Source organism: Paenibacillus brasilensis, from assembly GCF_009363115.1.
GTDB classification, from domain to species: domain Bacteria; phylum Bacillota; class Bacilli; order Paenibacillales; family Paenibacillaceae; genus Paenibacillus; species Paenibacillus brasilensis.
Genome location: NZ_CP045298.1, coordinates 474,445 through 500,027, shown reverse-complemented (window position 1 = coordinate 500,027; position 25,583 = coordinate 474,445). Strand labels below are relative to the sequence as shown.

Annotated in this window: 26 protein-coding genes, 1 pseudogene and 1 other annotated feature; of the genes and pseudogenes, 22 read left to right on the top strand and 5 right to left on the bottom strand. The window is 48.0% G+C overall.

Features of this window, described 5'->3' with window-relative positions; genetic code table 11:
- The first annotated feature begins 79 nt into the window (after nucleotides 1-79).
- From GCU48_RS02190 to GCU48_RS02175, 4 genes and pseudogenes are all read left to right on the top strand, one after another.
- The gene (locus tag GCU48_RS02190) at nucleotides 80-571 is read left to right on the top strand and encodes a sigma-70 family RNA polymerase sigma factor (protein WP_244316018.1); all 492 of its coding nucleotides are present in this window, start codon (nucleotides 80-82) and stop codon (nucleotides 569-571) included.
- A complete protein-coding gene (locus tag GCU48_RS02185; RefSeq protein ID WP_152378886.1) occupies nucleotides 564-2,129 on the top strand; it encodes a hypothetical protein in 1,566 nt (521 codons plus the stop codon). Before GCU48_RS02190 ends, GCU48_RS02185 begins: the two co-directional genes overlap by 8 nt.
- A 131-nt stretch (nucleotides 2,130-2,260) precedes the next feature.
- Nucleotides 2,261-2,569: pseudogene (locus GCU48_RS02180) on the top strand (NAD-dependent epimerase/dehydratase family protein); the annotation flags it as partial.
- 189 nt (nucleotides 2,570-2,758) lie between these two features.
- Nucleotides 2,759-3,781, top strand: a complete 1,023-nt coding sequence (locus GCU48_RS02175; protein WP_244316014.1) for an ABC transporter permease — start codon at nucleotides 2,759-2,761, stop codon at nucleotides 3,779-3,781.
- On the opposite strand, the gene GCU48_RS02170 is transcribed toward GCU48_RS02175, so the two are convergent.
- Nucleotides 3,716-4,285, bottom strand: a complete 570-nt coding sequence (locus GCU48_RS02170) for a hypothetical protein (RefSeq protein WP_244316013.1) — start codon at nucleotides 4,283-4,285, stop codon at nucleotides 3,716-3,718. The genes GCU48_RS02175 and GCU48_RS02170 overlap by 66 nt on opposite strands.
- 229 nt (nucleotides 4,286-4,514) lie before the next feature.
- Nucleotides 4,515-5,228 (bottom strand): expansin ExlX, encoded by a 714-nt coding sequence (exlX, locus tag GCU48_RS02165; RefSeq protein WP_152378885.1) that lies wholly within the window; start codon nucleotides 5,226-5,228, stop codon nucleotides 4,515-4,517.
- 334 nt (nucleotides 5,229-5,562) lie between these two features.
- Between exlX and GCU48_RS02160 the strand changes: the two genes are divergently transcribed.
- Nucleotides 5,563-6,279, top strand: coding sequence for a metal-dependent hydrolase (locus GCU48_RS02160; RefSeq protein WP_152378884.1), 717 nt, complete (start codon nucleotides 5,563-5,565; stop codon nucleotides 6,277-6,279).
- A 95-nt stretch (nucleotides 6,280-6,374) separates the two neighbouring features.
- Here GCU48_RS02160 and GCU48_RS02155 read toward each other — a convergent pair whose 3' ends face one another.
- Nucleotides 6,375-7,454 carry a M42 family metallopeptidase gene (locus GCU48_RS02155; protein WP_152378883.1) on the bottom strand — a complete coding sequence of 360 codons (1,080 nt, stop codon included), beginning with the start codon at nucleotides 7,452-7,454 and terminating at the stop codon, nucleotides 6,375-6,377.
- A 185-nt stretch (nucleotides 7,455-7,639) separates the two neighbouring features.
- On the opposite strand from GCU48_RS02155, the gene spoVAC reads away from it, so the two are divergent.
- The 15 genes from spoVAC (at nucleotide 7,640) to GCU48_RS02080 (ending at nucleotide 20,550) form a co-directional block, all read left to right on the top strand.
- Nucleotides 7,640-8,143 carry a stage V sporulation protein AC gene (gene spoVAC / locus GCU48_RS02150; RefSeq protein ID WP_152378882.1) on the top strand — a complete coding sequence of 168 codons (504 nt, stop codon included), beginning with the start codon at nucleotides 7,640-7,642 and terminating at the stop codon, nucleotides 8,141-8,143.
- Nucleotides 8,143-9,165, top strand: coding sequence for a stage V sporulation protein AD (gene spoVAD / locus GCU48_RS02145; protein WP_007431311.1), 1,023 nt, complete (start codon nucleotides 8,143-8,145; stop codon nucleotides 9,163-9,165). The genes spoVAC and spoVAD overlap by 1 nt, the downstream gene beginning before the upstream one ends.
- A complete protein-coding gene (gene spoVAE / locus GCU48_RS02140; RefSeq protein WP_068501902.1) occupies nucleotides 9,162-9,518 on the top strand; it encodes a stage V sporulation protein AE in 357 nt (118 codons plus the stop codon). The genes spoVAD and spoVAE overlap by 4 nt, the downstream gene beginning before the upstream one ends.
- Nucleotides 9,519-9,746: 228 nt before the next feature.
- Nucleotides 9,747-10,706: an AAA family ATPase gene (locus tag GCU48_RS02135; RefSeq protein ID WP_152378881.1), complete on the top strand. Its 960-nt coding sequence runs from the start codon at nucleotides 9,747-9,749 to the stop codon at nucleotides 10,704-10,706.
- Nucleotides 10,707-10,709: 3 nt separating this feature from the next.
- Complete coding sequence (locus GCU48_RS02130) at nucleotides 10,710-11,957, top strand: DUF58 domain-containing protein (protein WP_152378880.1); 1,248 nt, start codon at nucleotides 10,710-10,712, stop codon at nucleotides 11,955-11,957.
- The gene (locus GCU48_RS02125; protein WP_152378879.1) at nucleotides 11,954-14,200 is read left to right on the top strand and encodes a transglutaminase domain-containing protein; all 2,247 of its coding nucleotides are present in this window, start codon (nucleotides 11,954-11,956) and stop codon (nucleotides 14,198-14,200) included. Before GCU48_RS02130 ends, GCU48_RS02125 begins: the two co-directional genes overlap by 4 nt.
- Nucleotides 14,201-14,343: 143 nt before the next feature.
- Complete coding sequence (locus tag GCU48_RS02120; protein WP_152378878.1) at nucleotides 14,344-14,874, top strand: YqeG family HAD IIIA-type phosphatase; 531 nt, start codon at nucleotides 14,344-14,346, stop codon at nucleotides 14,872-14,874.
- Nucleotides 14,867-15,994, top strand: a complete 1,128-nt coding sequence (gene yqeH / locus GCU48_RS02115) for a ribosome biogenesis GTPase YqeH (protein WP_152378877.1) — start codon at nucleotides 14,867-14,869, stop codon at nucleotides 15,992-15,994. The genes GCU48_RS02120 and yqeH overlap by 8 nt, the downstream gene beginning before the upstream one ends.
- A gap of 107 nt (nucleotides 15,995-16,101) precedes the next feature.
- A complete protein-coding gene (aroE, locus tag GCU48_RS02110) occupies nucleotides 16,102-16,971 on the top strand; it encodes a shikimate dehydrogenase (protein WP_152378876.1) in 870 nt (289 codons plus the stop codon).
- A 68-nt stretch (nucleotides 16,972-17,039) separates the two neighbouring features.
- Nucleotides 17,040-17,336: a ribosome assembly RNA-binding protein YhbY gene (gene yhbY / locus GCU48_RS02105; protein ID WP_025718850.1), complete on the top strand. Its 297-nt coding sequence runs from the start codon at nucleotides 17,040-17,042 to the stop codon at nucleotides 17,334-17,336.
- A gap of 17 nt (nucleotides 17,337-17,353) precedes the next feature.
- Nucleotides 17,354-17,944 carry a nicotinate-nucleotide adenylyltransferase gene (nadD, locus tag GCU48_RS02100; protein ID WP_152378875.1) on the top strand — a complete coding sequence of 197 codons (591 nt, stop codon included), beginning with the start codon at nucleotides 17,354-17,356 and terminating at the stop codon, nucleotides 17,942-17,944.
- Nucleotides 17,928-18,524, top strand: a complete 597-nt coding sequence (gene yqeK, locus GCU48_RS02095) for a bis(5'-nucleosyl)-tetraphosphatase (symmetrical) YqeK (RefSeq protein ID WP_152378874.1) — start codon at nucleotides 17,928-17,930, stop codon at nucleotides 18,522-18,524. The genes nadD and yqeK overlap by 17 nt, the downstream gene beginning before the upstream one ends.
- Entirely contained in the window at nucleotides 18,521-18,868 is a 348-nt protein-coding gene (gene rsfS, locus GCU48_RS02090; RefSeq protein WP_025718845.1) for a ribosome silencing factor, read from the top strand. The genes yqeK and rsfS overlap by 4 nt, the downstream gene beginning before the upstream one ends.
- Nucleotides 18,865-19,773: a CvfB family protein gene (locus GCU48_RS02085; protein WP_152378873.1), complete on the top strand. Its 909-nt coding sequence runs from the start codon at nucleotides 18,865-18,867 to the stop codon at nucleotides 19,771-19,773. Before rsfS ends, GCU48_RS02085 begins: the two co-directional genes overlap by 4 nt.
- Nucleotides 19,774-19,776: 3 nt before the next feature.
- On the top strand, nucleotides 19,777-20,550 hold the full coding sequence (locus GCU48_RS02080; protein ID WP_025718843.1) for a class I SAM-dependent DNA methyltransferase: 774 nt from the start codon (nucleotides 19,777-19,779) through the stop codon (nucleotides 20,548-20,550).
- An 83-nt stretch (nucleotides 20,551-20,633) separates the two neighbouring features.
- On the opposite strand, the gene GCU48_RS02075 is transcribed toward GCU48_RS02080, so the two are convergent.
- Nucleotides 20,634-21,020 (bottom strand): tautomerase family protein, encoded by a 387-nt coding sequence (locus tag GCU48_RS02075; RefSeq protein ID WP_152378872.1) that lies wholly within the window; start codon nucleotides 21,018-21,020, stop codon nucleotides 20,634-20,636.
- 175 nt (nucleotides 21,021-21,195) lie between these two features.
- Nucleotides 21,196-21,453: a binding site (T-box leader), on the top strand.
- A gap of 61 nt (nucleotides 21,454-21,514) precedes the next feature.
- Between GCU48_RS02075 and leuS the strand changes: the two genes are divergently transcribed.
- The gene (gene leuS, locus GCU48_RS02070; protein ID WP_152378871.1) at nucleotides 21,515-23,953 is read left to right on the top strand and encodes a leucine--tRNA ligase; all 2,439 of its coding nucleotides are present in this window, start codon (nucleotides 21,515-21,517) and stop codon (nucleotides 23,951-23,953) included.
- Here leuS and comER read toward each other — a convergent pair.
- The gene (gene comER / locus GCU48_RS02065; protein ID WP_152378870.1) at nucleotides 23,934-24,779 is read right to left on the bottom strand and encodes a late competence protein ComER; all 846 of its coding nucleotides are present in this window, start codon (nucleotides 24,777-24,779) and stop codon (nucleotides 23,934-23,936) included. The two genes, leuS and comER, sit on opposite strands and share 20 nt — an antisense overlap.
- Before the next feature lie 215 nt (nucleotides 24,780-24,994).
- On the opposite strand from comER, the gene GCU48_RS02060 reads away from it, so the two are divergent.
- Nucleotides 24,995-25,546, top strand: coding sequence for a ComEA family DNA-binding protein (locus GCU48_RS02060; RefSeq protein ID WP_152378869.1), 552 nt, complete (start codon nucleotides 24,995-24,997; stop codon nucleotides 25,544-25,546).
- The last annotated feature ends 37 nt before the right edge of the window (nucleotides 25,547-25,583 follow it).

Below are 25,583 nucleotides of genomic sequence, written 5' to 3'. Positions count from 1 at the left end.
GCTAAAGATCAATCTGGTGTAACCGGATGGATTCAAGGGAGAAAACATGTAGCACATTGGAAATGGAGGCAGTACAGGAGTGGAGGAAAATCTATTTTTTCAGAAAATATCAGCGCAAAAAAGAAGATTGTTCGGTATCGCATTTAGCTACTTGCGGAATCAAGCGGACGCGGTCGAAGCGGTACAGGAGACCACCTGCAGAGCATGGATGAAGCGCAAGCATGTAAAAGATGCGAACAGTTTCGATTTCTGGGTGACCCGTATTCTCATCAATGTCTGTATTGATGAACAGAGGCGCCGTAAAAGGCTTGTTTTGACGGAAGGTCACATTGATATCCATACGAATGAGATGGTTAGTGACAGCATGCTTGATGTGCAAAATGCGCTCGCCAAACTGAAGCCCAAACACAGGCATGTTCTGATTCTGAAGTATATGCACGATATGACGATACCGGACATTGCACTTGTTCTCGGAAAGCCGGAGGGAACGATAAAAAGTTGGGTGTATCAGGGATTAAAGCAATTGAGACGCAAAATGGGAATTGCAGAAGGAGGGCTTAACCATGCGTGAGGAAGAAAGTTTATTAATGACGGCCAGTCATGAAATGAAGATTGCGGAAAAAAGAATAGATGATAGTGTACTGGACTTTGCGATTTCGCGGGGGATTGCGGAGGGACAACGAAAAAAGAAGGGATTAAGAAAAAAAGGAGGATTGCTGGGAACAGCCATACTGGGAGCGGCAGCCGTGTTAGGCTCCATTTTTGCCGTTCATCATGGTATGGTACCCCTCGCAGGACAGTCGGCAGCTCATTCGGGCAATCACACCATTCAACTGGATTCAAAGGAATTCAGCGGCTTTCAATTACTGGCCGAGCGGGAGCCAGCCATTCGTAGCGCTTTCGAACTCAATGCGGTACAATCGCTGGAGATCGCTCAAGTACAAGGAAGCTGTAAACTCACGATAAACGGTTTTTATGCCGGAAGTGATCGGATTACCGTGCTTTTCAGCTTTGAAAATAAAGGCACAACGCCCGTCGATTTGGATCATTTTTCCTTGGTGGATCGTTCAAAGCCAGCCTTAGCCCGTTTTACTAAAATCGACGTGTCATCCATCAATGGAACACGCTCGGCAATGACGAAAGGATCACTCCATCAGTTTGGGCCCGGCATCAGCTATGGGATCATGGAATTTTATGTAGCAAAGAAAGCGGATACGCTGAAATTGCAGTTGAACGCAACGTCGACCCCTACACGGACGAGCAAGGATTTACCGACAAATATCAATTTCCCTAAAAATCCGGTTCATTTTGCGTTTAAGGACCCAGCCCTTCTTGATGGTAAAACCCAAAATAAAAGCCGTTTTAGCCTCAATTTTGAGCTTGCACCTCAATCGCTGGTGTCTAACGATCGCGTATTCAGCATCAATAATACAATGGAAATTGCCGGTCAAAAGGTTGACGTGGAAAAGGCAGTTGTGTCCCCGGCCGGGATAAGCCTCGTTTATCGTTATGATGAAAGGAATACGTTTGATATTCATGAGCTGCTGAATCCAAACCTGGTGTTAACATCCAAGTCAGGGGGAGAATACCTATTTTCCTCGACTCTGATGCCGACGTTTAGCGGTTCCGATGGTCGGATTACGACACTGTTCAAAGATTATGATGGTGCGGAAGATCTGCATATACAATCGATCCGCTTCAAAACCTCAGGAATCCGCGGGATTGAAAAAGCGAAGTCAACATTAGTTGTCGACATGAATAAAAACCAAATTCTTGCCGGTCCGGATGATTCCGTCTCGTTAGTGACACTCCCGGCAGAAAAAAAATCAGGGCTTGCTGCGGGAGCTCGAGCTCAGGTACTTGCACTGAAGCTTACCCATAACGGACAAAAACACCGTACGTTTTCTCTCGATCCCATTTTTACGGATGGCAATCATGCCGAACACAAGCTTACTGAAGGATATGACTGGTCAAACGAAGTCTATGTATATAAATCACAGGAAAAATACGATACCAGCTTCTTCTACTACACTGTGGATAAGCATTATCCACAGCCGCTTACCTTCCGCATCCGTGATTATGATCGTAAAATTTCTGATCCGCAGGAACTCATAGCTCCGGTTGAGTAACCAGCCGGACCGTTAACCACTTTAACAAGACAGCCAGTTGCCTTGTTAAAGTGGTTTCCTACCTAAGGAGTTGGTTAAGATTAAGATATGGATGACAGCATACAGCCAATCAAGGAAGGGAGCAGCAGACCATGAAACGCAAATTGTTGATAACGGGGGCGGCGGGTACAATTGGGAAGGTAACATATGAAGGGCTGAAACGCGGAGGGAAATATGTAATCACCGCCGCTGACTTGAAAAGGGATGATGAGGCAGGAATTGTCAAAATGGACATACATGATGCAGCACGACTGGATGAGCTGACACGTGGAGTGGATACGGTACTGCATTTTGCATGGATCAAGGATGAAGGGGATTTTCTCGGGAAAGTGCTGTCTGGCAATGTAAGCGGAGCCTATAAGCTGTATGAAGCGGCGGTACAGAATGGGGTGAGGCGTCTAACTGGCGCCTTATATTACACAATACTTCACAAATATCTGAATTGTTCACTCCTTGGGACACTCTTTTGTTCATGAAGCATGCAAGGCTTCACTTTTCGATTTGAATGCGCTTACATAAAATAAGGTCATACGGCGGCGATGCTGCAAGCTATGTTGTCGGTAACGTATACAGAGGGGGAGTGACTCACATTGAATCAACCTTTACCTAAGAGTTCCGCTATGCTTACCACAGATTCCCGTCTGAACGAGAGGAGGCTGGCAAGCGGTAAGAAAAAAGGATTTTTCCATGAATTGATTCGTAATCGGATATTATTTCTGATGCTGCTGCCGACCTTGGTGTTTTTCTTCATTAACTCTTACATTCCAATGGTGGGCATCTATTATGCATTTACCCAGTTTGACTTCAATACCAGCTTGTTCGATGCCAAGTTCGTCGGACTTCAGAATTTTCAATTTCTATGGCAATCCGGCACGCTGACGAAGTTGACATTGAATACGGTTGGATACAACGCAGCATTTATTTTATTTGGCAATGTGTTAGCGATTGTTCTCGCTATTTTGCTAAATGAGCTGCGAGGGCGTTACTTTAAAAAAATCGCTCAATCCGTGATGTTCCTGCCTTACTTTGTTTCTTTCGTTATTCTGAGCGTGATCGTGTATAACATATTTAATTATGATAACGGTTTTCTGAATACGCTGCTGCTGCAATTCGGTGGTGAACGCGTGGATGTATACAACAAACCGTGGGTATGGATTTTTCTGATTATCCTGTTCTATCTGTGGAAAAATCTCGGTTACAGCATGGTAATCTACCTGGCAGCGATTACGGGGATCAGTGACGAATATTATGAGGCGGCGAAAATGGATGGAGCCAACATTTTTCAGCGAATCTGGTACATCACCGTCCCTATGCTCAAATCGACGTTTGTCGTGCTGCTGCTGTTTGCGCTCGGCAGTATTATGAAAGGACAATTCGATCTATTTTATCAATTAATCGGCAACAATGGGGTGCTGTACAATACGACGGATATTCTGGACACTTATGTGTACCGTTCGTTGAAAGTAACCTTTAATGTGGGGATGGCTTCGGCCGCAGACACGTTCACAATCACGGCCGAATTCATGGCTTCATTGGAGCTGATTGCGTTACGTATAAGCTGCGATATCTATGCTTGCTTGCTCTGCTCCAGCTATGGAGTCCGAGGAAGATAGCAGCGGATACGTGCGCGGGATAGGTGTGAATGGTTTATAGTCCTGGTAATGATCCAGTACGCGAATGATATCTGTGTCTGCCAGTTCATTTTTGCTGAATAACCCATTTTGGCCTCGTGTGGATACAATGTAAAAGGTTCCGCTTTTGGGATTATACACATAGATGGATTCAATATACGGCATCGAATTGAGATAATTATTTAATTCACTCATGGCAGCGGTTACATCATATACATTGGGCTTGGGATAATACAACAACTTGGACAGGGTACTGCTGCGATACATTTGAAACGCCAACGATTGAGCGATAGATGTCATGTTAATGACCTCTTTGCTTCTCAATGACAAGCTGCCGTGATTGGCCTCGAATGCCTGCTCCTTTTCCACTCGAATATAGTAGAAATAATACACAGTGGTAGATACCAGCAACGTAAGCGTGATACATAACGTGATGCTGATCAGCAATTTGCTGTGAAGCTTGTGATGCTTTTTGAAATTGCTCATGTGGACAGGCGGCCTCCTGTCTGTGTGCACATAGCTGTTGAGTACACCCTTTTTATGTATTCATTATACGTGTGTTGCTGTGAACAGGGCAGTGAACAAACCGATTTTTTGTGAACAATAGCGACTTTTTCGTGAAAAGGCCAGGAACACCGTACGCAGATTTGCTTGCGTCGGTTCCCGGCCGGGTTTGTCAGTTCAAATGATAGAAGGAAAGATGACGGTTGTATAATCAGTCAGGGAATTGCACGTTACCTTTAACGATATAGGCTCCGTCTGAGCCATTTTCCGCTAGAGCTGGAATGGTATCGTTCAGTACGACACCGCGAATGTCCGTAATCCGGATTTTGAGAGGTTGGTTGCCTAAATTAGTGCCTAAAAAGTGGTTATAGTCCTGTTTTTCAAGATTGAGCCATTGTCCGTTCTGTTGGACTTCCATTTTCAAGACCGGGTATTTATGATTGCGTACTTGAATGGCTGCCCACCATCTGCTGCTGCCTTCTTTAATGCGATAGGAGACATTGCCGGTAACCGGAGCCTTGACAACCTTCCACGAAATATTGATTTTTCCATCAATTTGATTGCCGATTTGGTTGAAAGCATTCGGGGACAAATCAAGCGCACCGCTTGGACCTTCAGGGTAAAGATCTGTTACATATACGGTCGTTTTTCCTTTGGGGCCTTGAACTTCTAAATAGGCACCAGCTAATGCAGCCTTGATTCCGTTATAATCCAGCTGTGTGCGGTTAAGAGCTGTAATTTTGGCATCCGAAGGGATGGGATCCAATAATAAAGCCCCTCCCGAGTAACCTGATCCTGTATAGGTGGCATATCCCGTATATGTATCATTCCAAGCAGCTGAAGCGGGAAGAGCGAACAAAACAAGACTGAGCAGTGATGTCAGACCGACAATTTTAAACTTGCGGAATGCAGATTTTTTTTGCATAATCATTTCCTCCTTGTTCATTTAATAGATTTATATAGTAAATATAAACACTATATTACATAATATTTAAAATTGTACAATAGGCCTTTAAGGAAAAAAGAAGAAAATATAAGTTCTTTGTCAACATTGGTATAGGCCAAATGTTGTGTTTTTGGGAGGGAGTGCCTGCACTAGAAAGCGCATGTTTGGAATAGGACTTTTGGAGGATATCTTATAAATAGAATAAGCGAACTATTGTTCTCCTTTTGTTTGTCGTATACAATCGAATCATGCTGATTCTAATAGAGTCATGTTGAGCTCTGTTGTATGCACCAACGAAAGGATGTTATGCACCATGATGGGAAGAGCCCATTTGATTATTGGAACCGGGGTCTCCCTGTCGGTATTAGCTTTGAGTGGACACGAAGTGACACCAGCTGCGGTGGCTGCTGCTGTGGTCGGTTCACTGTTGCCGGATATTGATGAACCTAACTCGATGCTCGTGAGTCGTGCGTTGCCTACGAAAATGCTTAGACTCGTACAGCTTCTGATGATTGGGGCTGCCGGCTGGGTATTTTTCACCCATATGGCCCCACCGCCGTGGAATCTTGTTCTCGCTTTGCTGATGATTAGCGCTTCCTTTATGCCTTCACGAACTATGCGCAAGGCCATTATCTTTTTAATTGGGATTGGCTTAGCCTGGTATGGAGAAGCATATGCGCCATGGAATTACATTGCCGGGTGTCTACTGATCATCTGTACGCTTGTCCCGCACCGGGGATTGACACACACGGTCTACGGGACAGTGGCATGGGCTGCGTTGTTGTATGGCACGACTCGTCTGCATGGCGATAGCATATGGCTGGCGGGAGGTATGGCGTACTTGCTGCATTTGCTGGCTGATTCCTTGACGAACAACGGTATTAAACCTTTGCCACCCTTCAAATGGAAGCTGCGGTTTAAGCTGATGAGTACCGGAACCCGCAAGGGGGCAAAGGTAGAGAACGTCTGCATCGCTTTAACAGCTGTACTTGTCGTTATTGCTTTGCTTCGTTATAAGCATTTAATTTGAGACTTCTATGCTGGTCTATCAAATCAAAAAAACAGTCAATGCACGTATACGTGTTTTGACTGTTTTTTAATAGGATGAAACTCTATATTACATCTTCAGGCTTGTTCAATAATCGTATTCAGCGTGGTACGATCCAGATTTTGCACCAGCTTGATGATCAACTCTTTGGCTGCATCGTAATCATCAGTGTGAATAATAGATGAGGAAGTATGGATGTATCGTCCGCAAATGCCAATGACGGTAGAGGGTACGCCAATTCCGCTCAAGTGTACCTGCCCTGCATCTGTTCCCCCTGTAGAAATAAAATATTGATATTTTATTTTGTGTGTTTCCGCCATGTCCTGTACATATTCTACAATCCCGCGATGTGTAATCATACCTGGATCAAATACCCGCAGCAGTGCGCCTTTGCCCAGCTGCCCGTATGTATTCGGATCACCGGCCATATCGTTGGCAGCACTGCAATCCAGTGCAAAGAAAATGTCCGGCTGAACAAGATTGGCCGCTGTGCGTGCACCACGGAGTCCCACTTCCTCCTGGACAGTAGCTCCTGCATACAACGTATTAGGAAGTTTGTTCTTTTCCTTATGTAATGCCTCCAGCAGTTCAATCGCCAAGCCTACACCATAGCGGTTATCCCATGCTTTTGCCATGATTTTTTTAGGATTCGCGAGTGGCGTAAATTCGCAGATCGGTGCAATGGCCGTTCCAGGTACGATCCCCAGATTTTGCGCTTCCTGACGGCTGTCAACGCCGATATCCAGATACATATGCTTGATCTCCATGGGCTTGCTGCGTTGAGATTCATCAAGCAAATGAGGCGAGACAGAGCCGACTACACCGATAACTGGCCCATGAGGGGTCAGCACCTGAAGACGTTGTGACATGATGGCCTGACTCCACCAGCCTCCAACCGGCTGAAAACGAATCATTCCATTTTCCGTAATGCCGTTCACGATAAATCCAACCTCATCCAGATGGCCAGCCACCATTACACGTGGTCCGCTTTCCTCTCCACGTAGTACGCCAAAAAGACTGCCCAAGCGATCTTGCACAATTTCATCCGTATAACCGGATATACGATCTTTAACCCACGCCCGCAGCTCACGCTCGTGCCCGGGAATGGAAGGGAACTCCGTTAAGGTTTTAAACAATTCCAAAGTTTTTGATTCCATGATGTATTTCTCACTCCTTTATTAATTAACCAGTGGTCGTCATGTGTTCAGTATGAAGGCATTTTTACGGAATGTCTACGATATCATTTTCCTGACATAACGATTCCCCAAAAAGCTCATAATGAAAAAGACCCAAGCAATCCGAACCGCCAAGCGCGGAACTTACGAATAAGGGGTGGTGAATAATGCCAGCTAAATCCGGGCAGCGCGGTTTTCGTACCAACACGTCTCCGCTGTCCATAAATGAGAAGGACTATCAGAGTGTTTCCCAAAAGCATGAACCCTCCAGAAAAGTATTCGCCAATTGTGTGCGTGCGTTTCTGGTTGGGGGCGTCATCTGTGTGATTGGGCAGGCGATTCAGGAGGCTTTTATGGCAGGGATGCACCTTTCTGCCAAAGATGCTTCTGCGCCGACCTCATCCATGATGATTTTGCTATCAGTCATATTAACCTGCATCGGGGTCTACGATAAGATTGCCCAATGGGCGGGAGCGGGAACCGCTGTACCCATTACAGGTTTTGCTAATTCGATGTGTTCGGCGGCATTGGAATATCGTTCCGAGGGGCTGGTGCTCGGAGTGGGTGCAAATATGTTTAAGCTTGCAGGCTCGGTTATCGTATTCGGGGTTGTGGCCGCATTTGTCGTGGGTGTTATATATGCCATCCTCGGTGTGGGGGGCCATCACTAATGAAAAGACAGGGAGGACAAACCTGGAAGTTTGAGTCGAGACCGCGCATCATTGGGAGTGCTACCGTTGTAGGCCCGGATGAAGGTGAGGGGCCGTTATCCACAGATTTTGATTATATTTATGACAATATCGAAATTAACGAGAAAACATGGGAAAAAGCGGAACGCAGACTAATTGAACATTCTACTGAGCTGGCACTAATAAATGCCAATTTAAACAAAGAGGAAGTACAGTTTTATATCAGTGGTGATTTGATGAATCAGATTATCAGCAGCTCCTTTTCAGCCAGCAAGCTGGGCATTCCTTATCTGGGTGTTTTTGGAGCCTGCTCAACCTCAATGGAAAGCTTGGCTTTGGCCGCGCTTATTGTGGACTCAGAGGCGGGCGATTATGTGTTGGCGGGTACGACCAGTCATAACTGTACGGCGGAGAAGCAGTTCCGCTATCCTAATGAATACGGATCACAGAAGCCTCCCACGGCCCAGTATACCGTTACAGGTTCTGGCGCTGCAGTTGTGGGACATGCCAAGTCAGGTACGGTGGTGGATTGTGCTACCATTGGACGTGTTATGGATATGGGCATCAAAGACCCCTTTAATATGGGTGGAGCCATGGCTCCGGCAGCGGCAGATACGCTGTTGTCTCATTTTCGAGATACAGGCCGGGACCCTGGTTATTATGATCTTATTGTAACGGGGGATTTGGCCTCAGTGGGGCTGCCGATTGCCAAGGAGCTGCTCAAAAAAGATGGATACGATATGAATCAGACGGAATTTAATGATTGCGGTTTACTGATTTACGATATCAATAAGCAAAAGAAAGTCATTGCAGGCGGCAGTGGTTGCGGATGCTCGGCTGTGGTAACCTACGGCCATCTGTTAAAGCGGATTGAAAAGGGAGAACTGAAAAAGGTACTGGTTGTGGCAACCGGGGCTTTGCTATCTCCTTTGTCTACACAGCAGGGTGAAAGCATTCCCTGCGTTGCACATGCTGTAGCTTTCGAAGCGGGAGGACAAGTATGATCTATCTATGGGCTTTTTTAGTTGGCGGTGCCATTTGTGTCGTGGGCCAGTTAATGATGGATTGGCTTAAAATGACACCGGCACATACGATGAGTACGTTGGTGGTAGCAGGTGCTATTGCAGATGGCATCGGGATCTACGATCCGCTTATCAAATTTGCAGGGGCAGGTGCGACGATTCCAATTACCAGTTTTGGCAACTCACTCGTACACGGCGCCTTAACCGAATTGGAGAAGGACGGATGGCTTGGTGTCATTACAGGGATTTTTAGTGTGACTAGTGCAGGGATTTCCTCGGCGATTATTTTCTCATTCTTAGCATGCTTGTTTGTTCGTCCAAAAGGAAGCATATAAAATTAGCGTACTTAAGGATAAGTAATACTTTGGGATAAGTAAAGTAATCATGTGTGTTACTTAGCCCTTCGGTCTGATGACCGGAGGGCTTTTGATGTGCTGTGCACACGGGATGATGCTAAGAAGGATACATTTTGAAGGATATGGGAAAGGCGATAAGTGTACTCTGTGCCCGCCTTCATGTACAATAATAGGAAACATGTTGCTATCTAGGAGGTTTACTCAGTTATGCCCGTACGTCAAGAATCTGCGCAGATTGTATCTGCAATCCGTTCGAATCTGGAATCATGCATATTAGGAAAATCCTTTGAAATAAAATTACTGCTTACAGCTATGCTGGCGGGTGGGCACATTCTGATCGAAGACGTTCCGGGTACGGGAAAAACGCAAATGATCAAGGCTCTTGCCAAATCCATGCGCGGTGATTACCGCCGTGTCCAATGTAATCCTGATATCCTCCCAAGTGATATTACGGGGGTTTCCATATTTCATCCACGGGATGAACGCTTTTATTTCCGTCCCGGTCCTGTGATGACCAACATTTTGCTGGCGGACGAAATTAACCGGGCCACGACGAAGACTCAATCGGCTTTGCTGGAAGTGATGGAAGAGCGCAGTGTGACGGTGGATGGGGAAACGCATATGTTGCCTCATCCTTTTATGCTGTGTGCGACACAAAATCCGATTGATTTTGAAGGCACATATATGCTGCCGGAAGCGCAGCTAGATCGTTTTATGCTCAAAATCAGCCTGGGCTATCCTGACAAGGAGACGGAGCGAAGCATGCTGCTTCATCATCAGGTGGGTCAGCCGGCAGACCGTCTGAAGGCTGTAGCCCACATGGAGCAAATCTCTGCGATCCAACAGGAAATCCGAGAAATCTATATGGACGAGGCAGTAACGTCCTATTTACTTGATATTGTGCGTGCCACGAGAGAACATCCATCGGTGCTGCTGGGAGCCAGCCCGCGGGCGGCGCTTGCTTTTGTAATGGCCGCCAAGGCATATGCTTTTTTGGACAACCGTGATTATGTGCTGCCTGATGATGTGAAGGCGCTGGCACCGTATGTGCTGACGCATCGTTTGTTGCTGCGTCCAGAGGCGCGTCTCGACAGTTCCAACGCCAAGTCCGTGCTTCAGTCTGTTCTTCGGCAGGTTCATGTACCCGTACGAATGGAGCGTTCTTAAGGAATGAATATGGTCAAAAGAAAGCACAGGCTTTCCCGGCTGTCAGGCCGCATCTGGCTTCTGATAGGCATATGGGTGGTTTGCCTGCTGTATTTGTTGTTTCAGGGTGGCAAGACGTCGGTTATGCTGTTATCCATGGTAACGCTGCTGGGCGTTTATTTATGGATCGTTGGTCTGAGCGGGGTTCGCCGTGTCCAGGGCTCCCGGCAGCTCTCACAAGGCTCGGAGTTTGGCGAGCTGCTGCATGCAGGAGATCAGGTGCATGTAATGCTGAGTCTGCGTATCCCCGCCTTTCTTCCGTTGCCGTATATCATTGTCCGAGAGGTCCTCAAGCGACATACGGGTGAATCCTGGTCGTTTGAAGATAGCGTCATTCCCAGTCTGAAGGGGGGCGGACAGCTTACATTTCAGACGCCTGCTTTAGAGCGGGGAAGCTATCATTTTGAGGAAACTGAATGTGTCAGTGAGGACATCTTCGGCCTGCTAGAGCACAAAGGCAGGTTGAACGCGCGCGGTGAGTTTCGAGTCCTGCCCCGAACGGTATTCATTCCGTATTGGCAGGTGAATGACCGTCGTTCAAGGATGTCCGGGCCGCAAACGGTTCAAACTCGGACACGGCGTGAAACGACACAAATTAACGGTGTGCGGGACTATGTATATGGGGATCGTTTTTCACGTATTCACTGGAATGCGACTGCTCGTACAGGCAGCTGGAAATCCAAGGAATTTGAACACGAAACGGTTCCCAAAACCATGCTTGTACTGGATCTGCAGACGAAGCATTATATAAACGCCGAACAGTTTGAACTGGCTGTGTCCTCTACCGCTTCATTGCTGGAATATGGCGGACGGGAGCGAATGGGGGTCGGTCTGTGCACGGCCGGAGAGAAGGGAACAGTTTTTCAGCCCAGTGAGCAGATGATGGAACGACAACGGATGATGCATCACTTGGTAGACATACACGTGACTTCACAAGGCAGCTTGATGGCTGCTGTGGAGAGCAGTGTGCGCCAGTTTCCGCAAGGCTGCTATTTTGTGCTGGTCAGCCCGTTGAAGGATCAGCGAGCGTTGGAGCTTCTTCGCTGGGCGGATACCCGGGGGATGACTCCTTGCCACGTCCGTATCGGAGAAGGCTCCACTGAGAAAAAAGCTGAAGAATGGATAAGCATGCTTCGTACAAGGGGAATACAGGGCTATCATATTCCGAGCCTTGAAGAGCTCCCGGCTGTGATGGGAGGAGGGACACTGTGAAGAGCTGGTTACAATCATTGAAGGGTTCCGGGGCGCTGGCCTTTACCTTTTTGTGGATTATAATTATTGCCATGCAATGGGTGTCCTTTGCTTCCGAATTGTGGATGGAGGAGACAAGAACACTTGTATTAATGACCATTACGATGCTGGCTCTGGTGAAAATTTTACTGCCATTCCGACCATGGATTGAATTTATCATTAAGGCGGCGACGCTCTTTTTTATCTTATATCGGACACTCGTGGCCTACTCAATCATGATCCCTTTCGGGGGAGTAGCCAACCGTTTGGATCAATTCATATCTAATATGTCCCCTTATATTTGGTTTTCTCTTATCGCTTGGCTGATCATTGAAATGGTGCCGCTCATTGTTACGACAAAGCAGCGGATTATCGTATTTGTAGGTATCAATATTGCTGCGCTGGCGGTGCTCGATTCATTCACCCCAACGGTCCTCTGGGAGGAAGTAGCTTGGATCGCCTTTGCCGGTATGGGCTGGCTGGTAACGCAGCATTTGCAGTATTTTCGTCAGCATTATCCACAAGGCTGGAGGCATATTCGCCGCTATCCATATAAAATCGCAGCCAATATCGCGGTCATTTTCGCGCTGATTATCATGGTTAGCGTGAATATGCCTGAGGTACAGCCCACCTTGACGGACCCCTATACGGCGTGGACTCAGCACAATAGTGCTAGTACCGTTGGGATCAACAATGGAGCTGGGGCGATGAATCAGCGGATGAGTACTGCTTCGGGTTATAGTCGCCAGGATAATCGGTTGGGTGGAGGTTTTAATTTTGATTATTCTCCCGTTATGACGATTACGACCAATCAGCGAAGCTATTGGCGGGGAGAATCGAAACGGATGTATTCGGGTACAGGCTGGAGTGACGCGGGCAACGATGATCAAACACTGAATGATGTGTCAATGGCTGCAGAGCTGGAAAACACACAGGAAACGCGGCATTCGACCGAGCAGGTCGTTCAGACGATCACGATGCAAAATGATCAGAGCTATCCGGTGCTGTTTGGCGCCTATTCGATACATCGTGTTCAATCTGTTGACAGAGATTCACAGTCAAACGGGTTACACTGGAACCCGGAACAGGCAGAACTGCTTTGGAGCCCAGGCTCCCGAAGAACTGCTTATCCCAAAACGTATACCCTTGTATCCCATGTGCCTGTAATTCCCGAGAAAGAGCTGCGCAAAAAAACCTATAGTGATCTGTATGGGGCAAACAAACAGGAAGCTTACTTACAAATTCCAGATGAATTGCCGCAGCGAGTGCGCGATTTGGCTAAAAACATAACAGCAACAGCCAAAACACCGTATGAAAAGGTCGGACTGCTACAGCGGTATTTACAGCAAAATTATGCATATACCAATAATCCGAACCTTTCACGAAAAAGAAGCAAGGATTTTGTAGATGCCTTTCTGTTTGAAATCCGGGAGGGCTATTGCGATTATTATTCCACTTCGTTAGTCGTGATGGCTCGCTCGGTTGGGGTTCCAGCCCGTTGGGTCAAAGGGTATGCGCCTGGTCAGCAGACGTTTTCGGATGAAGCAGCAACGAGCGATGGTGACGAAAATATGTCCTCTTACTCTGTAACCAACGCGGATGCTCATTCCTGGGCAGAAATATATATGGGGGAGTATGGCTGGATTCCTGTAGAAGCTACGCCGGGCTTTGATATGCCGTTGCTTACGGAACAGGAGGATACAAAAACGCCTGATACTCCCGAGGTGAAAGATCAGCCTGAACCAGACCAGTCTGAACAAGCACCTCAGAATCATTCAGAAGAGGGATTAAAGATTCATCCGGTCATCATAGCTATAGCTGCTGCAATCCTTGTGCTGTGGGCTGCATATATTATCTGGCGTACTCGCGCAGATGTCCACTTTTACCTGCTGCGCTTGCGCAGAGGAAAGCCGCTGACTCCAGATGAAAAGGTGATTGTCGAAACAGAGCACTGGTTACGATACATGCGAAGAAAGGGGTTTGCGCGTGCCAGTCACGAGACGCTGCGAGAATCGGTTGGCAGATGGTCGATCGAAGCACCGGAGCGTGCAGCTCTTTTACAGCAGTTGCTCGGACGGTTTGAGCAAGCGCGTTATAGTCCCTTTTCAGTGACTGCAGAAGATTGGCGTCAGGTTCGAGAGCAAGCTTCCCTGTTGCATAAAGAAGGATGGACGAGACGAGGAGCTGGACGAAAAGCTGCGCCAGATCAAAAGGATAAAGACTAGTTATTTTCTTCAGGCTCGAATGCTGCCTATTTATAAACTTTATTTTAAGCTTGGTAAAAAAGCTGTCCGTTTGTTGCGGATAGCTTTTTACTAAGCCATAGTAATATGGTATAGTTTGTCGTATGAAACTGAGGTGACCGACGTTGTTTGAAATGCTGATGCCCAAATTACGGGTGAATACCGTCTTTGATATTGATCTTGAGGGCTTGTATGCTCGAGGATATCGCGGCATTATTACGGATCTGGATAACACGCTGGTCGGCGCAAAAGCGCCGAATGCGACTCCCGAGCTGGTGGCCTGGTTCGAAAAGGTCAAACAGGCGGGTTTTAAGCTTGTCATCGTGTCCAATAACAATATGAACCGTGTATCCATGTTTGCTACACCTTTGGACATTGAATTTATACACGCTGCACGGAAACCCTCCAACTCGTCTTTTCGCAGAGCCATTCGTATGATGGAGCTTACTCCGGAAGAGACTATTATGGTCGGAGACCAAATGTTGACGGACGTATTAGGTGGCAACCGACTGGGATTGCATACGGTGTTGGTGTTGCCGATATCCATCCATGATGAAGGAGTCATGACCCGCTTTAATCGGCGGTTGGAGCGAATCGCGCTCGCAAGGTTACGTAAGAAAGGCTTATGGCTTGAGGAGGAAAAGAAGAATGACTGAAAGACCTGATGGCGGAACTGCTGTCAAATGTAGCGGCTGCGGTATTACCATGCAGACCACTAGCCCGGAGCATCCGGGATATATTCCCGAAAAATTGCTTACAAGGGAGCCTGTCATCTGTCAGCGCTGCTTCCGGATCAAAAACTATAATGAAACGTCTTCGGTGGCAGTAGATCAGGACGAGTTCTTAAAGCTGCTAAGCCAGATAGGGGACAAGGACGCGCTCGTCATCCACATTGTAGATATCTTTGATTTTGAAGGCAGCTTGATTTCTGGTCTGCAACGTTTTGTAGGCTCCAACCCGGTTGTACTGGCTGTGAACAAGACCGATTTGCTGCCTAAAGTAACGAATTGGAACAAGGTGCTTAACTGGGTACAAAAGCAAGCAAAGGAGCAAGGACTACGGACAGCGGATATTGTACTGTGCTCGGCTAAAAAAAATCAGGGCTTTGACCGTTTGCTGGATGTGGTATCTGAGCTGCGCGGCAATCGAGACGTATATGTGGTTGGCGCGACAAATGTGGGTAAATCTACGCTTATTAACCGCCTGATTCGTGATTACAGCGATATGGAGCAGGAACTCACAACGTCCCGTTACCCGGGAACTACACTCGATATGGTGAATATTCCACTCGATGACGGCAAGCATATTATTGATACTCCGGGTATTGTGTACCCTTGGCGGTTCAGCGAAATCGTCTCCCGTCGAGATTTAAGCGCCATTATGCCGGACAAGCCGCTGAAGCCTGCTGCTTATCAACTGGATGCCGGACAAACCTTGTTTTTCGGGGGGATGGCCCGATTTGATTTTGTAGAAGGTCAGCACCAATCCTTTACCTGCTACATTAACGGTGGGCTCAAAATACATCGCACGAAGCTGGAGCGGGCTGATCAATTGTTCGCTGATCATGCCGGGGAACTGCTTTCTCCGCCAACGCGCGATCAATTGGCAGAAATGCCAGAATGGACGAGACATGAGTTCCGTGTTCCCCGTAAAGCTCCATCGGATATCTATATTTCCGGTTTGGGATGGATCAGGGTGAATAGCGATAGTGGAGCTCTGGTAGCGGTTCATGTCCCTCGGGGAATCCGTGTCCTTTTGCGGCCTGCGTTGATTTAACGGATGTTGTAAGCTATGTTATGGGGCGGCAAGGAACATGTTCAGGTTCCTGCCGCCATTCATGTATTTGTGCGGCCTAATATTTTGCAATATGGGGGAGAACAACGATGAACAGCGCGGAGTCTGGAGCGACCGAACAAGGTCATGTACTATTAGGTGTATTGGGGGATCCGATCAAGCACTCCAAATCGCCTCTTATGCATAAAATAGCTTTACAGGCAGCGGGGATTGAAGGGAATTTTGTTCCCCTTCACGTCAAACCGGATCAGCTGGAGGATGCCGTGAAGGGAATTCGGGCTTTGCATTTCCGCGGAGTCAATGTGACCATTCCCCATAAGGTTGAGGTTATGAAATATCTGGATGAGATTGATGAAGGGGCCAGGCTTATCGGCGCCGTCAATACAATTGTGAATGACAACGGACGACTCAAGGGTTATAACACCGATGGAATCGGCTATGTTCGCTCCCTCAAGGAAGAGACTTCGGTTGAATTGAAAGGTGTAAGAATTGCCGTTCTTGGAGCCGGTGGAGCCGCCCGCGGCGTGATTCATGCTCTATTGGAGGAACAGCCGGAATCGGTCATTATTCTGAACCGAACACGTGACAAAGCTGAGCTGCTGGCAGAGGAATGGACGACGGAAGCGATTCCAGTAACGGGCTATTCCAACGATGAGGCGAAGAACGTGCTTGCAACGGTGGATGTGTTGATTAATACAACCTCGGTGGGAATGTCTCCTTTATCAGATGAGCTTCCACTGGAAACAAGCTTGATTCCGGAGGGAACCATTGTGAGTGATTTGATTTATAACCCGCTGGAAACAAGGCTTTTACGTGAAAGCCGTGAACATCGCGGCTGTATTGTGCATGGAGGCTTGGGGATGTTTGTGTATCAGGGAGCAGTGGCTTTTGAGTATTTTACGGGAGTTACCCCGGCGGTAGACCAAATGAGAGCTGCTGTGCTAAAAAGCCTGTCTTAAGTAAAATCTCACAATAAAATTATGGAAATGCTGCATTGCATATGTAGTGATGAAGGGGTTAATTATACATGTTAACAGGTAAACAAAAAAGATATTTGCGCTCAATGGCGCATCATTTGGACCCGGTTTTTCAAGTAGGAAAAAACGGTACGAATGAGCATCTTATGCGTCACATCAACGATGCAATTGAAAAACGTGAACTGATGAAGGTGCAAATTTTGAATAACTGTTTGGACGACAAGCACGAAATTGCGGAAGAGCTGGCTGCGGAAACAGGCTCCGAGCTTGTGCAGATCATCGGGAGCACCATTATTTTGTACAAGGAATCCCGTGATCACAAGCAAATCGAGTTGCCAAGAGGATAACACGCGGGGAGAATACTATGAAAATCGGTATTATGGGCGGTACATTTGACCCGATTCATATAGGACATCTGCTGGCTGGAGAAGCGGCAAGAGATGCTTATGCGCTGGATCAAGTATGGTTTATGCCTTCTCATATCCCTCCGCACAAGCACCAGGCGGGTGCGAGCGGCACGGAGCGTCTGGAGATGACAAGAGAAGCGGTGGCGGGTCATCCCGCTTTTGAAGTGCTGGATATTGAAGTGCTTCGTGGTGGGGTATCTTATACTATTGACACGATCAAGGAGCTTCAGGAGCTGCATCCTGCTGTGGATTTTTATTTTATTATTGGCGCGGATATGGTGAACTACTTACCTCATTGGCAGGGAATTGAGGAGCTGGCGCAGCGGATTTGCTTTATCGGTGTCAGACGTCCTGGTTTCCAGCTTGCATTACATGAGTTGCCGCATTATTTGCAGGACAAGATATTGCTGGCGGATATGCCAGTGGTGGATATTTCTTCGACGGATATTCGGGAACGTGCTGCGGAAGGGCGCACCATTCGTTATCTGGTGCCTGACCGCGTGCATGACTATATAACAAGGGGCGGTTTGTATGAAGTACAACCGTGAGCAATTGATGGAGACCGTATCCGGTCAGATGCCTGAAAAACGCTGGAAGCACACGCTGGGTGTTATGCATGCCTCCGTGGAGCTTGCCAAGCGTTATGGCGCGAACCCGGAGAAGGCCGAACTGGCGGCTATTTTGCATGATGTAGCAAAATATTGGCCTGTTCAGCAGATGGAAGAAGTGATTCGCAGTCATCCCGAATGTGATCAGGAGCTTTTGGAGCATGACAAGCAGCTCTGGCATTCTGAGGTGGGGTACTGTGTTGCCGAAAGAGATTACGGGGTGGATGATCCGGAAATACGGAATGCGATCCGCTGGCATACGTCGGGGCGTGTAGGCATGAGCCTGCTGGACAAAGTCGTGTGTCTGGCTGATTACATCGAGCCGGGCCGTGATTTCCCCGGGGTCGATCAAATCCGAAAACAGGCCAAAAAAAGTTTGGAAAAGGGTCTTGTCGCTGGCTTTGACTCTACGATTTCATTGTTGCTGGAGAAGCAAAAGGTTATTTTTCCGCTGACGGTCTTGGCGCGCAATGACTTGATTCAACAACTAAAACAGAGAAAAATGGAGGTTCATGAATGACCCTAACTAATGAGCAATTGATGCAAACTGCGGTTGATGCCGCTAATGATAAAAAGGCAATGAATATTGTTGCACTGGATTTGCGAGGAGTATCACTGGTAGCGGATTATTTTGTCATCTGCCATGGTAATTCGGACACACAGGTACAGGCGATTGTAACAGAAATTCGCAAACGTGCCCATGATGAAGGTGTAGCCATCAAAGGTATCGAAGGCATGGATTCCGCACGCTGGGTTCTGATGGATTTGGGAGATGTCGTAGTGCATGTTTTCCATCGTGACGAGCGTGAATATTATAACATTGAACGACTTTGGTCGGACGCTAAGGTTGTGGAGAAGGTATGAGTCTGATTGCTGGTACTTATGTTACCATTATGGTGGATCGTGAGGTGTCCCCTTTCGGCTACTTTCTCACCGTTGGTGAGCAGGATGTGCTGCTGCATTATACGGAGCTGACACGCGAGATTGAGGTAGGCGAACGGTTGGAGGTATTTATTTTTTACGATACAGAGGACCGTTTGGCTGCAACCATGAAAAAGCCGTTCTTGTCGCTGGGCGAAATGGCAAGGCTTGAGGTGGCTGATGTGCATCCGCGTTTGGGATGCTTCTTGGAGATGGGACTGGGCCGCCAGCTTTTGCTGCCGATTCGCGAACTGCCTGAGAACCGGGATTTGCATCCTCGGGTGGGTGACTACGTGTATGCGATCATGGAGCATGACAAGCAGGGTAGACTGCGGGCTAAGCTGGCAGGGGAGCAGGAGCTGGCCCCGTTGTGCTTCCATGCTCCTGATTCGTGGCTAAATATGTGGGTGCAGGCGACCGTGTACAAGCCGCTTCAGATGGGCACATTTGTCCTGGTAGACGGAGGTGTGCTTGGTTTTGGGGCTATTGGTATGATTCATTCCTCGGAACGTAACCGGATGCTTCGCTTGGGCGAAGAGGTTAAGGTACGGGTCACACTTGTTCGTGAAGATGGTCGTGTCAATCTGGCAATGTCGCCGCGTAAGGAAGTGGGCCGTAATGAGGATGCAGATCGGCTGATCGCTTTTCTGAAAGAGCGCCCGGGCGGAGGTATGCCTTATTCCGACGCAACCCCGGCCGACATTATCAAGCAACGGTTCGGCATCAGTAAATCCGCCTTTAAGCGTGCGATGGGCAAGCTGATGAAGGAAGGACTGGTTACACAAAAGGAAAACTGGACCTACCTGGTGGAGAAAATGCCTAAACCGAAGGACGGGAATGAGGAATAAAAAATGGCTTCTTACCGGAAGTTTGCCTATGTGTATGATGAACTGATGCAGGATATGCCGTATCCGGACTGGTTGCGATTTGCACGGCAGGCTTGGGAACAGTACGGCATGCCGCACACGGTGGCCGAGCTGGGCTGTGGAACGGGCTCCATTACGATTCCATTGGTTAACTCGGGCTTCGAGGTGGCTGGTATCGACTTATCCTCGGATATGCTGGCGGTAGCCCGTCGAAAAATGGAAGCTACTCCGCAAGGGCAACGCTTGTTTCGTGAGGGAAGCATCCGCTGGTTGCAGCAGGATATGCGGGAATGGATTTTACCGGAGCCCGTGGATTCGGTTATTTCTTTTTGCGATTGTCTGAACTATTTGCTCGAGGAAGAAGATATAACGGCTACTTTCCGCAGAACGTATGCGGGCCTTAAGCCTGGTGGAACCTTCTTGTTTGATGTACATCATCCCCAGACGTTTTTGCGTTATGATGAAGAGCAGCCCTTTGTACTGGACGAACGCTCTATTTCATATATCTGGACCTGTGCGCTGGACACGCCCCGCTGTGAAATTGAGCATCATCTCAGCATTTTTGCGAGAGCAGAAAATGAAGGACGTGATCTGTACCAGCGTTTCGAGGAAATTCATGTACAGCGTGCCTATGACCCGGACTGGATGAAGGCAGAATTGTCCAAAGCGGGTTTTCGTGATGTGAAGGTGTATGCGGATTTTGAATGGGTAGAAGCTGAGGATGACGCAGCGAGACTTTTTTATGTTGCTGTAAAATAGTGAAGCTTCATCAGCGAATATGGAAAAAGAAAGACGCTTTTCATGATGACATGAAGGGCGTCTTTTTGCATAAGAGCTTCAAATTATATATTTACTTTATAGTTCAGTAGAAGTTCATCACCCGGTACACCCCGAATGCCCCAATTCTGTTTCGGTGTCTCGAATATAGTAATTTCAAGATCCTGCGGGGCAATGCCTAAATCGTTAATTCTTTGGAATAGCAGCTGGATGAGGTACTTTTTAGCCTCTGTTGTTCTGCCTTCAAACACACTAATTTCAATAATGGTGTATGCCTCCGAGCGATCGTGGGCAAATATGAAGTCTTCCTGATTCATCGGGAAAAAACGATGAAACCTTTTGTCGGAGGGATATTGGAACGCATCCACCACAGCGGAGTGAATCACATCTGAAAGTTGCTCCTTGATCGGATTCAGTGCTTCTTTTATTCCGTAAATTTTAATTTGTGCCATGTCTCATCTCACCTTTCTCATCTCAACTCATCTCAATCTGGCTCGGAGCTAATTATAAAACATTTGCTTCCGTGTGTCATGTAGCAAACGAATGAAGTTGGTGTCTAGCACCAAATGTAGTCCTTATTTGACTTTTTTCGCGGTTTTCAATATAATAGTGCCATTATTAACGGTTAAACAATCGCTGATGAGGAATAGTAGTTTTGTCTGGTCATGTAGAGAGCCGGCGGGTGGTGCAAGCCGGTTGACAGCACAAAATGAACTCGCCTCGGAGATATGCGCCCAACGCAGGAACACCTTATACAGGTGCTTATATTCTGTTATTAACCCGCATCGGATCACCTCCGTTATCAGGTGCAAAGGGAGTAGAGGGCGAAGAACGCTTTCTGCTAACTAGGGTGGTACCACGGGAATATAACCTCTCGTCCCTAGCGCTGACACGCTACGGGATGCAGAGGTTTTTTTGTTGCATACCGTTTGAGGAGGAAATGACAATGACAGACACACAGCCGAAGCACGGCTATCAACCGCAAAGTATTGAACCAAAATGGCAGAAATATTGGGATGAGAACAAGACGTTTCGTACCGGGGAAGAGCCGGGCAAACCGAAGTTTTATGCTTTGGATATGTTCCCGTATCCGTCTGGAGCCGGTCTGCACGTAGGCCACCCGGAGGGTTACACGGCGACGGATATTGTTTCACGCTATAAGAGAATGCGCGGCTACAACGTACTGCACCCGATGGGTTGGGACGCCTTCGGTCTGCCTGCCGAGCAGCATGCGCTAGATACAGGTGAGCACCCACGTGAAATTACGGTGAAAAACGTAAATAACTTCCGCCGCCAGATTAAATCGCTCGGTTTTTCGTACGACTGGGAGCGTGAAATCAGCACAACTGATCCTGATTACTACAAATGGACACAATGGATTTTTATCCAATTGTACAAGCGCGGTCTTGCTTATGTAGCTGAAGTACCCGTGAACTGGTGTCCTGCGCTGGGAACAGTGCTGGCGAACGAAGAAGTGATTGACGGTAAGAGTGAGCGCGGCGGTCATCCGGTCATCCGTAAGCCAATGCGTCAATGGATGCTGAAAATTACCGAATACGCGGATCGTCTGCTGGATGATCTGGAGGAGCTGGATTGGTCCGAGAGCATTAAGGATATGCAGCGGAACTGGATCGGTAAATCTACCGGGGCAGAGGTTCATTTTCCAATTGAAGGCCATGACAAGCAGCTGACGGTATTTACAACCCGTCCGGATACGCTGTTTGGTGCAAGCTACTGTGTGCTGGCCCCAGAGCAAGAGCTGGTGGAAATCATCACTACACCTGAGCAAAAGGATGCTGTAAATCAATATCGTGAGCAAGCTGCTCGTAAAAGCGATCTGGAGCGTACGGATCTGGCTAAGGATAAAACAGGCGTGTTTACAGGTGCATATGCGGTGAATCCGGTGAACGGTGAAAAGCTGCCGATCTGGATTGCTGACTATGTGCTGGCAGGCTACGGAACAGGCGCAATTATGGCTGTACCGGGTCATGATACACGTGACTGGGAATTTGCCAAGAAATTCGGATTGAAAATCACGGAGGTTGTCCAAGGTGGAGACGTGGCTAATGAGCCATACACCGAGGATGGTCCGCACGTCAACTCAGGTCCACTGAATGGACTTACCAATGAGGAAGCTATTCCAAAAATGATCGAATGGCTGGAAGCCGAGGGTAAAGGACAGGGAAAAGTAACCTACCGTCTGCGTGATTGGCTGTTTAGCCGTCAACGCTATTGGGGTGAGCCGATTCCGGTAATTCATCTGGAGGATGGCACGATCAAAACGATTCCTGAGGATCAACTGCCGCTCATGCTGCCGGAGATGGACAACATCAAGCCTTCAGGGACGGGTGAATCCCCATTGGCCAATGCAAAAGAATGGGTAGAAACCATTGATCCTGAGACAGGCATGAAAGCACGTCGCGAGACCAACACGATGCCGCAATGGGCGGGAAGCTGCTGGTACTATCTGCGCTTTATTGATCCAAAAAATGATAAAGAGCTTGTATCCAAGGAGAAACAGCGCGAATGGATGCCTGTTGATCTGTACATTGGCGGAGCGGAACATGCGGTTCTTCACTTGCTGTATGCTCGTTTCTGGCACAAGGTTCTGTATGATCTCGGCGTAGTGGAAACGAAGGAGCCTTTCTACAAACTGGTTAATCAGGGCATGATTTTGGGCAATAACAATGAAAAAATGAGTAAATCGCGTGGCAATGTCATCAATCCTGACGATATTGTGAATACGTATGGCGCCGATACGCTGCGTATTTATGAGATGTTCATGGGGCCGCTCGAAGCGACCAAGCCATGGAACGAGAACGGGGTTGAGGGAGCACATCGTTTTCTGTCTCGCATATGGCGCCTGTTTGTTTCCGAGGATGGTAGCCTGAACGATAAAATTACAAATGACGGCGGAAGTGATGAGTTCAAGCGGACCTGGCATAAAACACTGAAAAAAGTAACCGAGGATCTGGATGCGCTGCGCTTCAATACGGCGATCAGCCAGTTGATGATTTTCACCAACGATGCATATAAAGCAGACCATCTGCCGCGTGCAGCGATGGAAAATTTCGTGCAAATGCTGTCGCCGCTTGCACCGCATCTGGCCGAGGAACTGTGGCAGCTGCTGGGGCACAACGAGAGCATTACCTACGCGGCTTGGCCTGCTTATGATGAAGCATGGACGGTGGACGCCGAAGTGGAAATTGTCGTGCAGGTGAATGGTAAAATCGTGCAGCGTGCAACGATTGCCAAGGATCTTGATGCCAAAGAGATGGAAGCATTTGCTTTGTCGCTGGACAACGTTCAGCAGGTACTGGCTGGCAAAACGGTTCGTAAGGTGATTGCTGTTCCGGGTAAGCTGGTTAATATTGTTGCCGGTTAATCGGCTTTAAGCCGAAGGAGACATCTACCTTTTGCATGTCCTCCTCATACTTGTTATGTGTAGCCTGTATCAGCTCGGGAAAGACGCTGTGCAGGCTGCTGTCCAGCAGTGCAAGGGCTTCGGCGGTAATACCTCCGGGAACCGCTACCCTGGCTTGCAACTCGGCTGGTGTCATCCCGCCTTCCGTGAGCAGCTTTCCTGTGCCGATGATCATTTCACCGGCCAGACCGCATAGCTCCGTACGGTCTATTCCCGTGGCTTGAACGGCGGCTTGAATCCACTGGTCCATAAAAAATGCCAAGAAAGCAGGTCCGCAACTGGAGAAGTCTGACGTGATCCGTGTATAAGACTCTTTAACTCGAATCGGCCTGCTAATGTGGGACATAAGCTCTTCCAGAAGGGAGCGGTCCTCCTCTGTTATCCGGCTGCCATGGATACATAGTGAGGCTCCGCTCCCCACCTGGTGGGTAATGCTCGGAATAATTTTGGATACTTTGGCTTTCAGGGCATGCTCCAAAATACGTACTTGCACCGGACTTGTGATAGATACGACGATTTGCTCTTCTGAAACGACGTTGCGTATTTCATCCGTTACGGCTTTTGATTCCAGCGGCTTCACGCAGATAAACAAAATATTGCTTTCCGCTGCCGTTTCACGGTTGCTTTGAGCTGCATGCAAACCTGGATAACGACGGGCCAGCTCGGCTACCTTGGAATGCGTTCGATTGCTTGCTGATATTTGCTGCGGCTTGAGTGCGCCCGAATGAATAAAAGATTCAATTAGCAGACTTCCCATGCTGCCAGTCCCGATAAATCCAACTTTCATTGTTCAACGTCCTCCTTTCATACTTTGCGGTATAGACGCTGTCATTCTTCTTAGTGTATGCACCCGGTCTTGACCGACATGACGAATTTTATGTCTGAGTATGTTAGATCGTTCCCGGGGTTGTACCTCTCTTTGGAAAAATAGCTCACAGCGAAACCGTATGGAGGTTGTTTACATCCTCCCAAAATCCATGTGGAGTAGGGGACGATACGAACATGAAACGCGTATGGACAGGAACAGCGATAACGCTTGCTGTAATCGGGAGTGGGCTTATTCTGTTTGCCGGAGGGCAGCGCCCTGAGCCGCAAGAAGAGTGGACCTTGCTTAACCGCAAGGTGGAGCAGGTATTAGCGGTGGGGTCAAAGCCAAATGAGTCGCAAAGTAACAGCGACCATACCCAAGGAAAGCAGGCTGTAAAAGAGGCTTCAGACAAACAGGAACGCAGCACAGGCACCGAGGCTGCTGGCGATGTGAAGCATACTGCGATGCAGGAGTCTGCTCGTGTACCGGCTGCTGTAGGCGAAAATCCCGCTGCTGGAAATGCAAATTCAGCAACTACATCCGTATCCGGTGAAAAAAAGGTGAACATCAATACGGCAACTACTGACGAGTTAATGGAGCTACCGGGGGTTGGAGCAAAAAAGGCCAAAGCCATTTTGGAGTACCGTAATCAGCATGGGCCGTTTCAGCGTGTGAACGATTTGGATCAGGTAAAGGGCATCGGTGCTAAAATGCTGGCGAAAATGAAGCCTTACGTCAGCTTGTAAGTTTTACAAGCTTACAGTATCCGGCTCTGGGAATGAC

Bases quoted from the DNA above. Each gene is read 5' to 3' on its own strand.
- exlX (WP_152378885.1), bottom strand. From the start codon at position 5,228: ATGCAAAAAAAATCTGCATTCCGCAAGTTTAAAATTGTCGGTCTGACA.
- rsfS (WP_025718845.1), top strand. From the start codon at position 18,521: ATGACCCTAACTAATGAGCAATTGATGCAAACTGCGGTTGATGCCGCT.
- GCU48_RS02075 (WP_152378872.1), bottom strand. From the start codon at position 21,020: ATGGCACAAATTAAAATTTACGGAATAAAAGAAGCACTGAATCCGATC.
- GCU48_RS02185 (WP_152378886.1), top strand. From the start codon at position 564: ATGCGTGAGGAAGAAAGTTTATTAATGACGGCCAGTCATGAAATGAAG.
- aroE (WP_152378876.1), top strand. From the start codon at position 16,102: ATGAACAGCGCGGAGTCTGGAGCGACCGAACAAGGTCATGTACTATTA.
- GCU48_RS02080 (WP_025718843.1), top strand. From the start codon at position 19,777: ATGGCTTCTTACCGGAAGTTTGCCTATGTGTATGATGAACTGATGCAG.
- GCU48_RS02160 (WP_152378884.1), top strand. From the start codon at position 5,563: ATGATGGGAAGAGCCCATTTGATTATTGGAACCGGGGTCTCCCTGTCG.
- spoVAE (WP_068501902.1), top strand. From the start codon at position 9,162: ATGATCTATCTATGGGCTTTTTTAGTTGGCGGTGCCATTTGTGTCGTG.
- GCU48_RS02155 (WP_152378883.1), bottom strand. From the start codon at position 7,454: ATGGAATCAAAAACTTTGGAATTGTTTAAAACCTTAACGGAGTTCCCT.
- yhbY (WP_025718850.1), top strand. From the start codon at position 17,040: ATGTTAACAGGTAAACAAAAAAGATATTTGCGCTCAATGGCGCATCAT.
- leuS (WP_152378871.1), top strand. From the start codon at position 21,515: ATGACAGACACACAGCCGAAGCACGGCTATCAACCGCAAAGTATTGAA.
- GCU48_RS02170 (WP_244316013.1), bottom strand. From the start codon at position 4,285: ATGAGCAATTTCAAAAAGCATCACAAGCTTCACAGCAAATTGCTGATC.
- yqeK (WP_152378874.1), top strand. From the start codon at position 17,928: ATGAAGTACAACCGTGAGCAATTGATGGAGACCGTATCCGGTCAGATG.
- GCU48_RS02130 (WP_152378880.1), top strand. From the start codon at position 10,710: ATGAATATGGTCAAAAGAAAGCACAGGCTTTCCCGGCTGTCAGGCCGC.
- GCU48_RS02135 (WP_152378881.1), top strand. From the start codon at position 9,747: ATGCCCGTACGTCAAGAATCTGCGCAGATTGTATCTGCAATCCGTTCG.
- GCU48_RS02060 (WP_152378869.1), top strand. From the start codon at position 24,995: ATGAAACGCGTATGGACAGGAACAGCGATAACGCTTGCTGTAATCGGG.
- nadD (WP_152378875.1), top strand. From the start codon at position 17,354: ATGAAAATCGGTATTATGGGCGGTACATTTGACCCGATTCATATAGGA.
- GCU48_RS02085 (WP_152378873.1), top strand. From the start codon at position 18,865: ATGAGTCTGATTGCTGGTACTTATGTTACCATTATGGTGGATCGTGAG.
- comER (WP_152378870.1), bottom strand. From the start codon at position 24,779: ATGAAAGTTGGATTTATCGGGACTGGCAGCATGGGAAGTCTGCTAATT.
- spoVAD (WP_007431311.1), top strand. From the start codon at position 8,143: ATGAAAAGACAGGGAGGACAAACCTGGAAGTTTGAGTCGAGACCGCGC.
- spoVAC (WP_152378882.1), top strand. From the start codon at position 7,640: ATGCCAGCTAAATCCGGGCAGCGCGGTTTTCGTACCAACACGTCTCCG.
- yqeH (WP_152378877.1), top strand. From the start codon at position 14,867: ATGACTGAAAGACCTGATGGCGGAACTGCTGTCAAATGTAGCGGCTGC.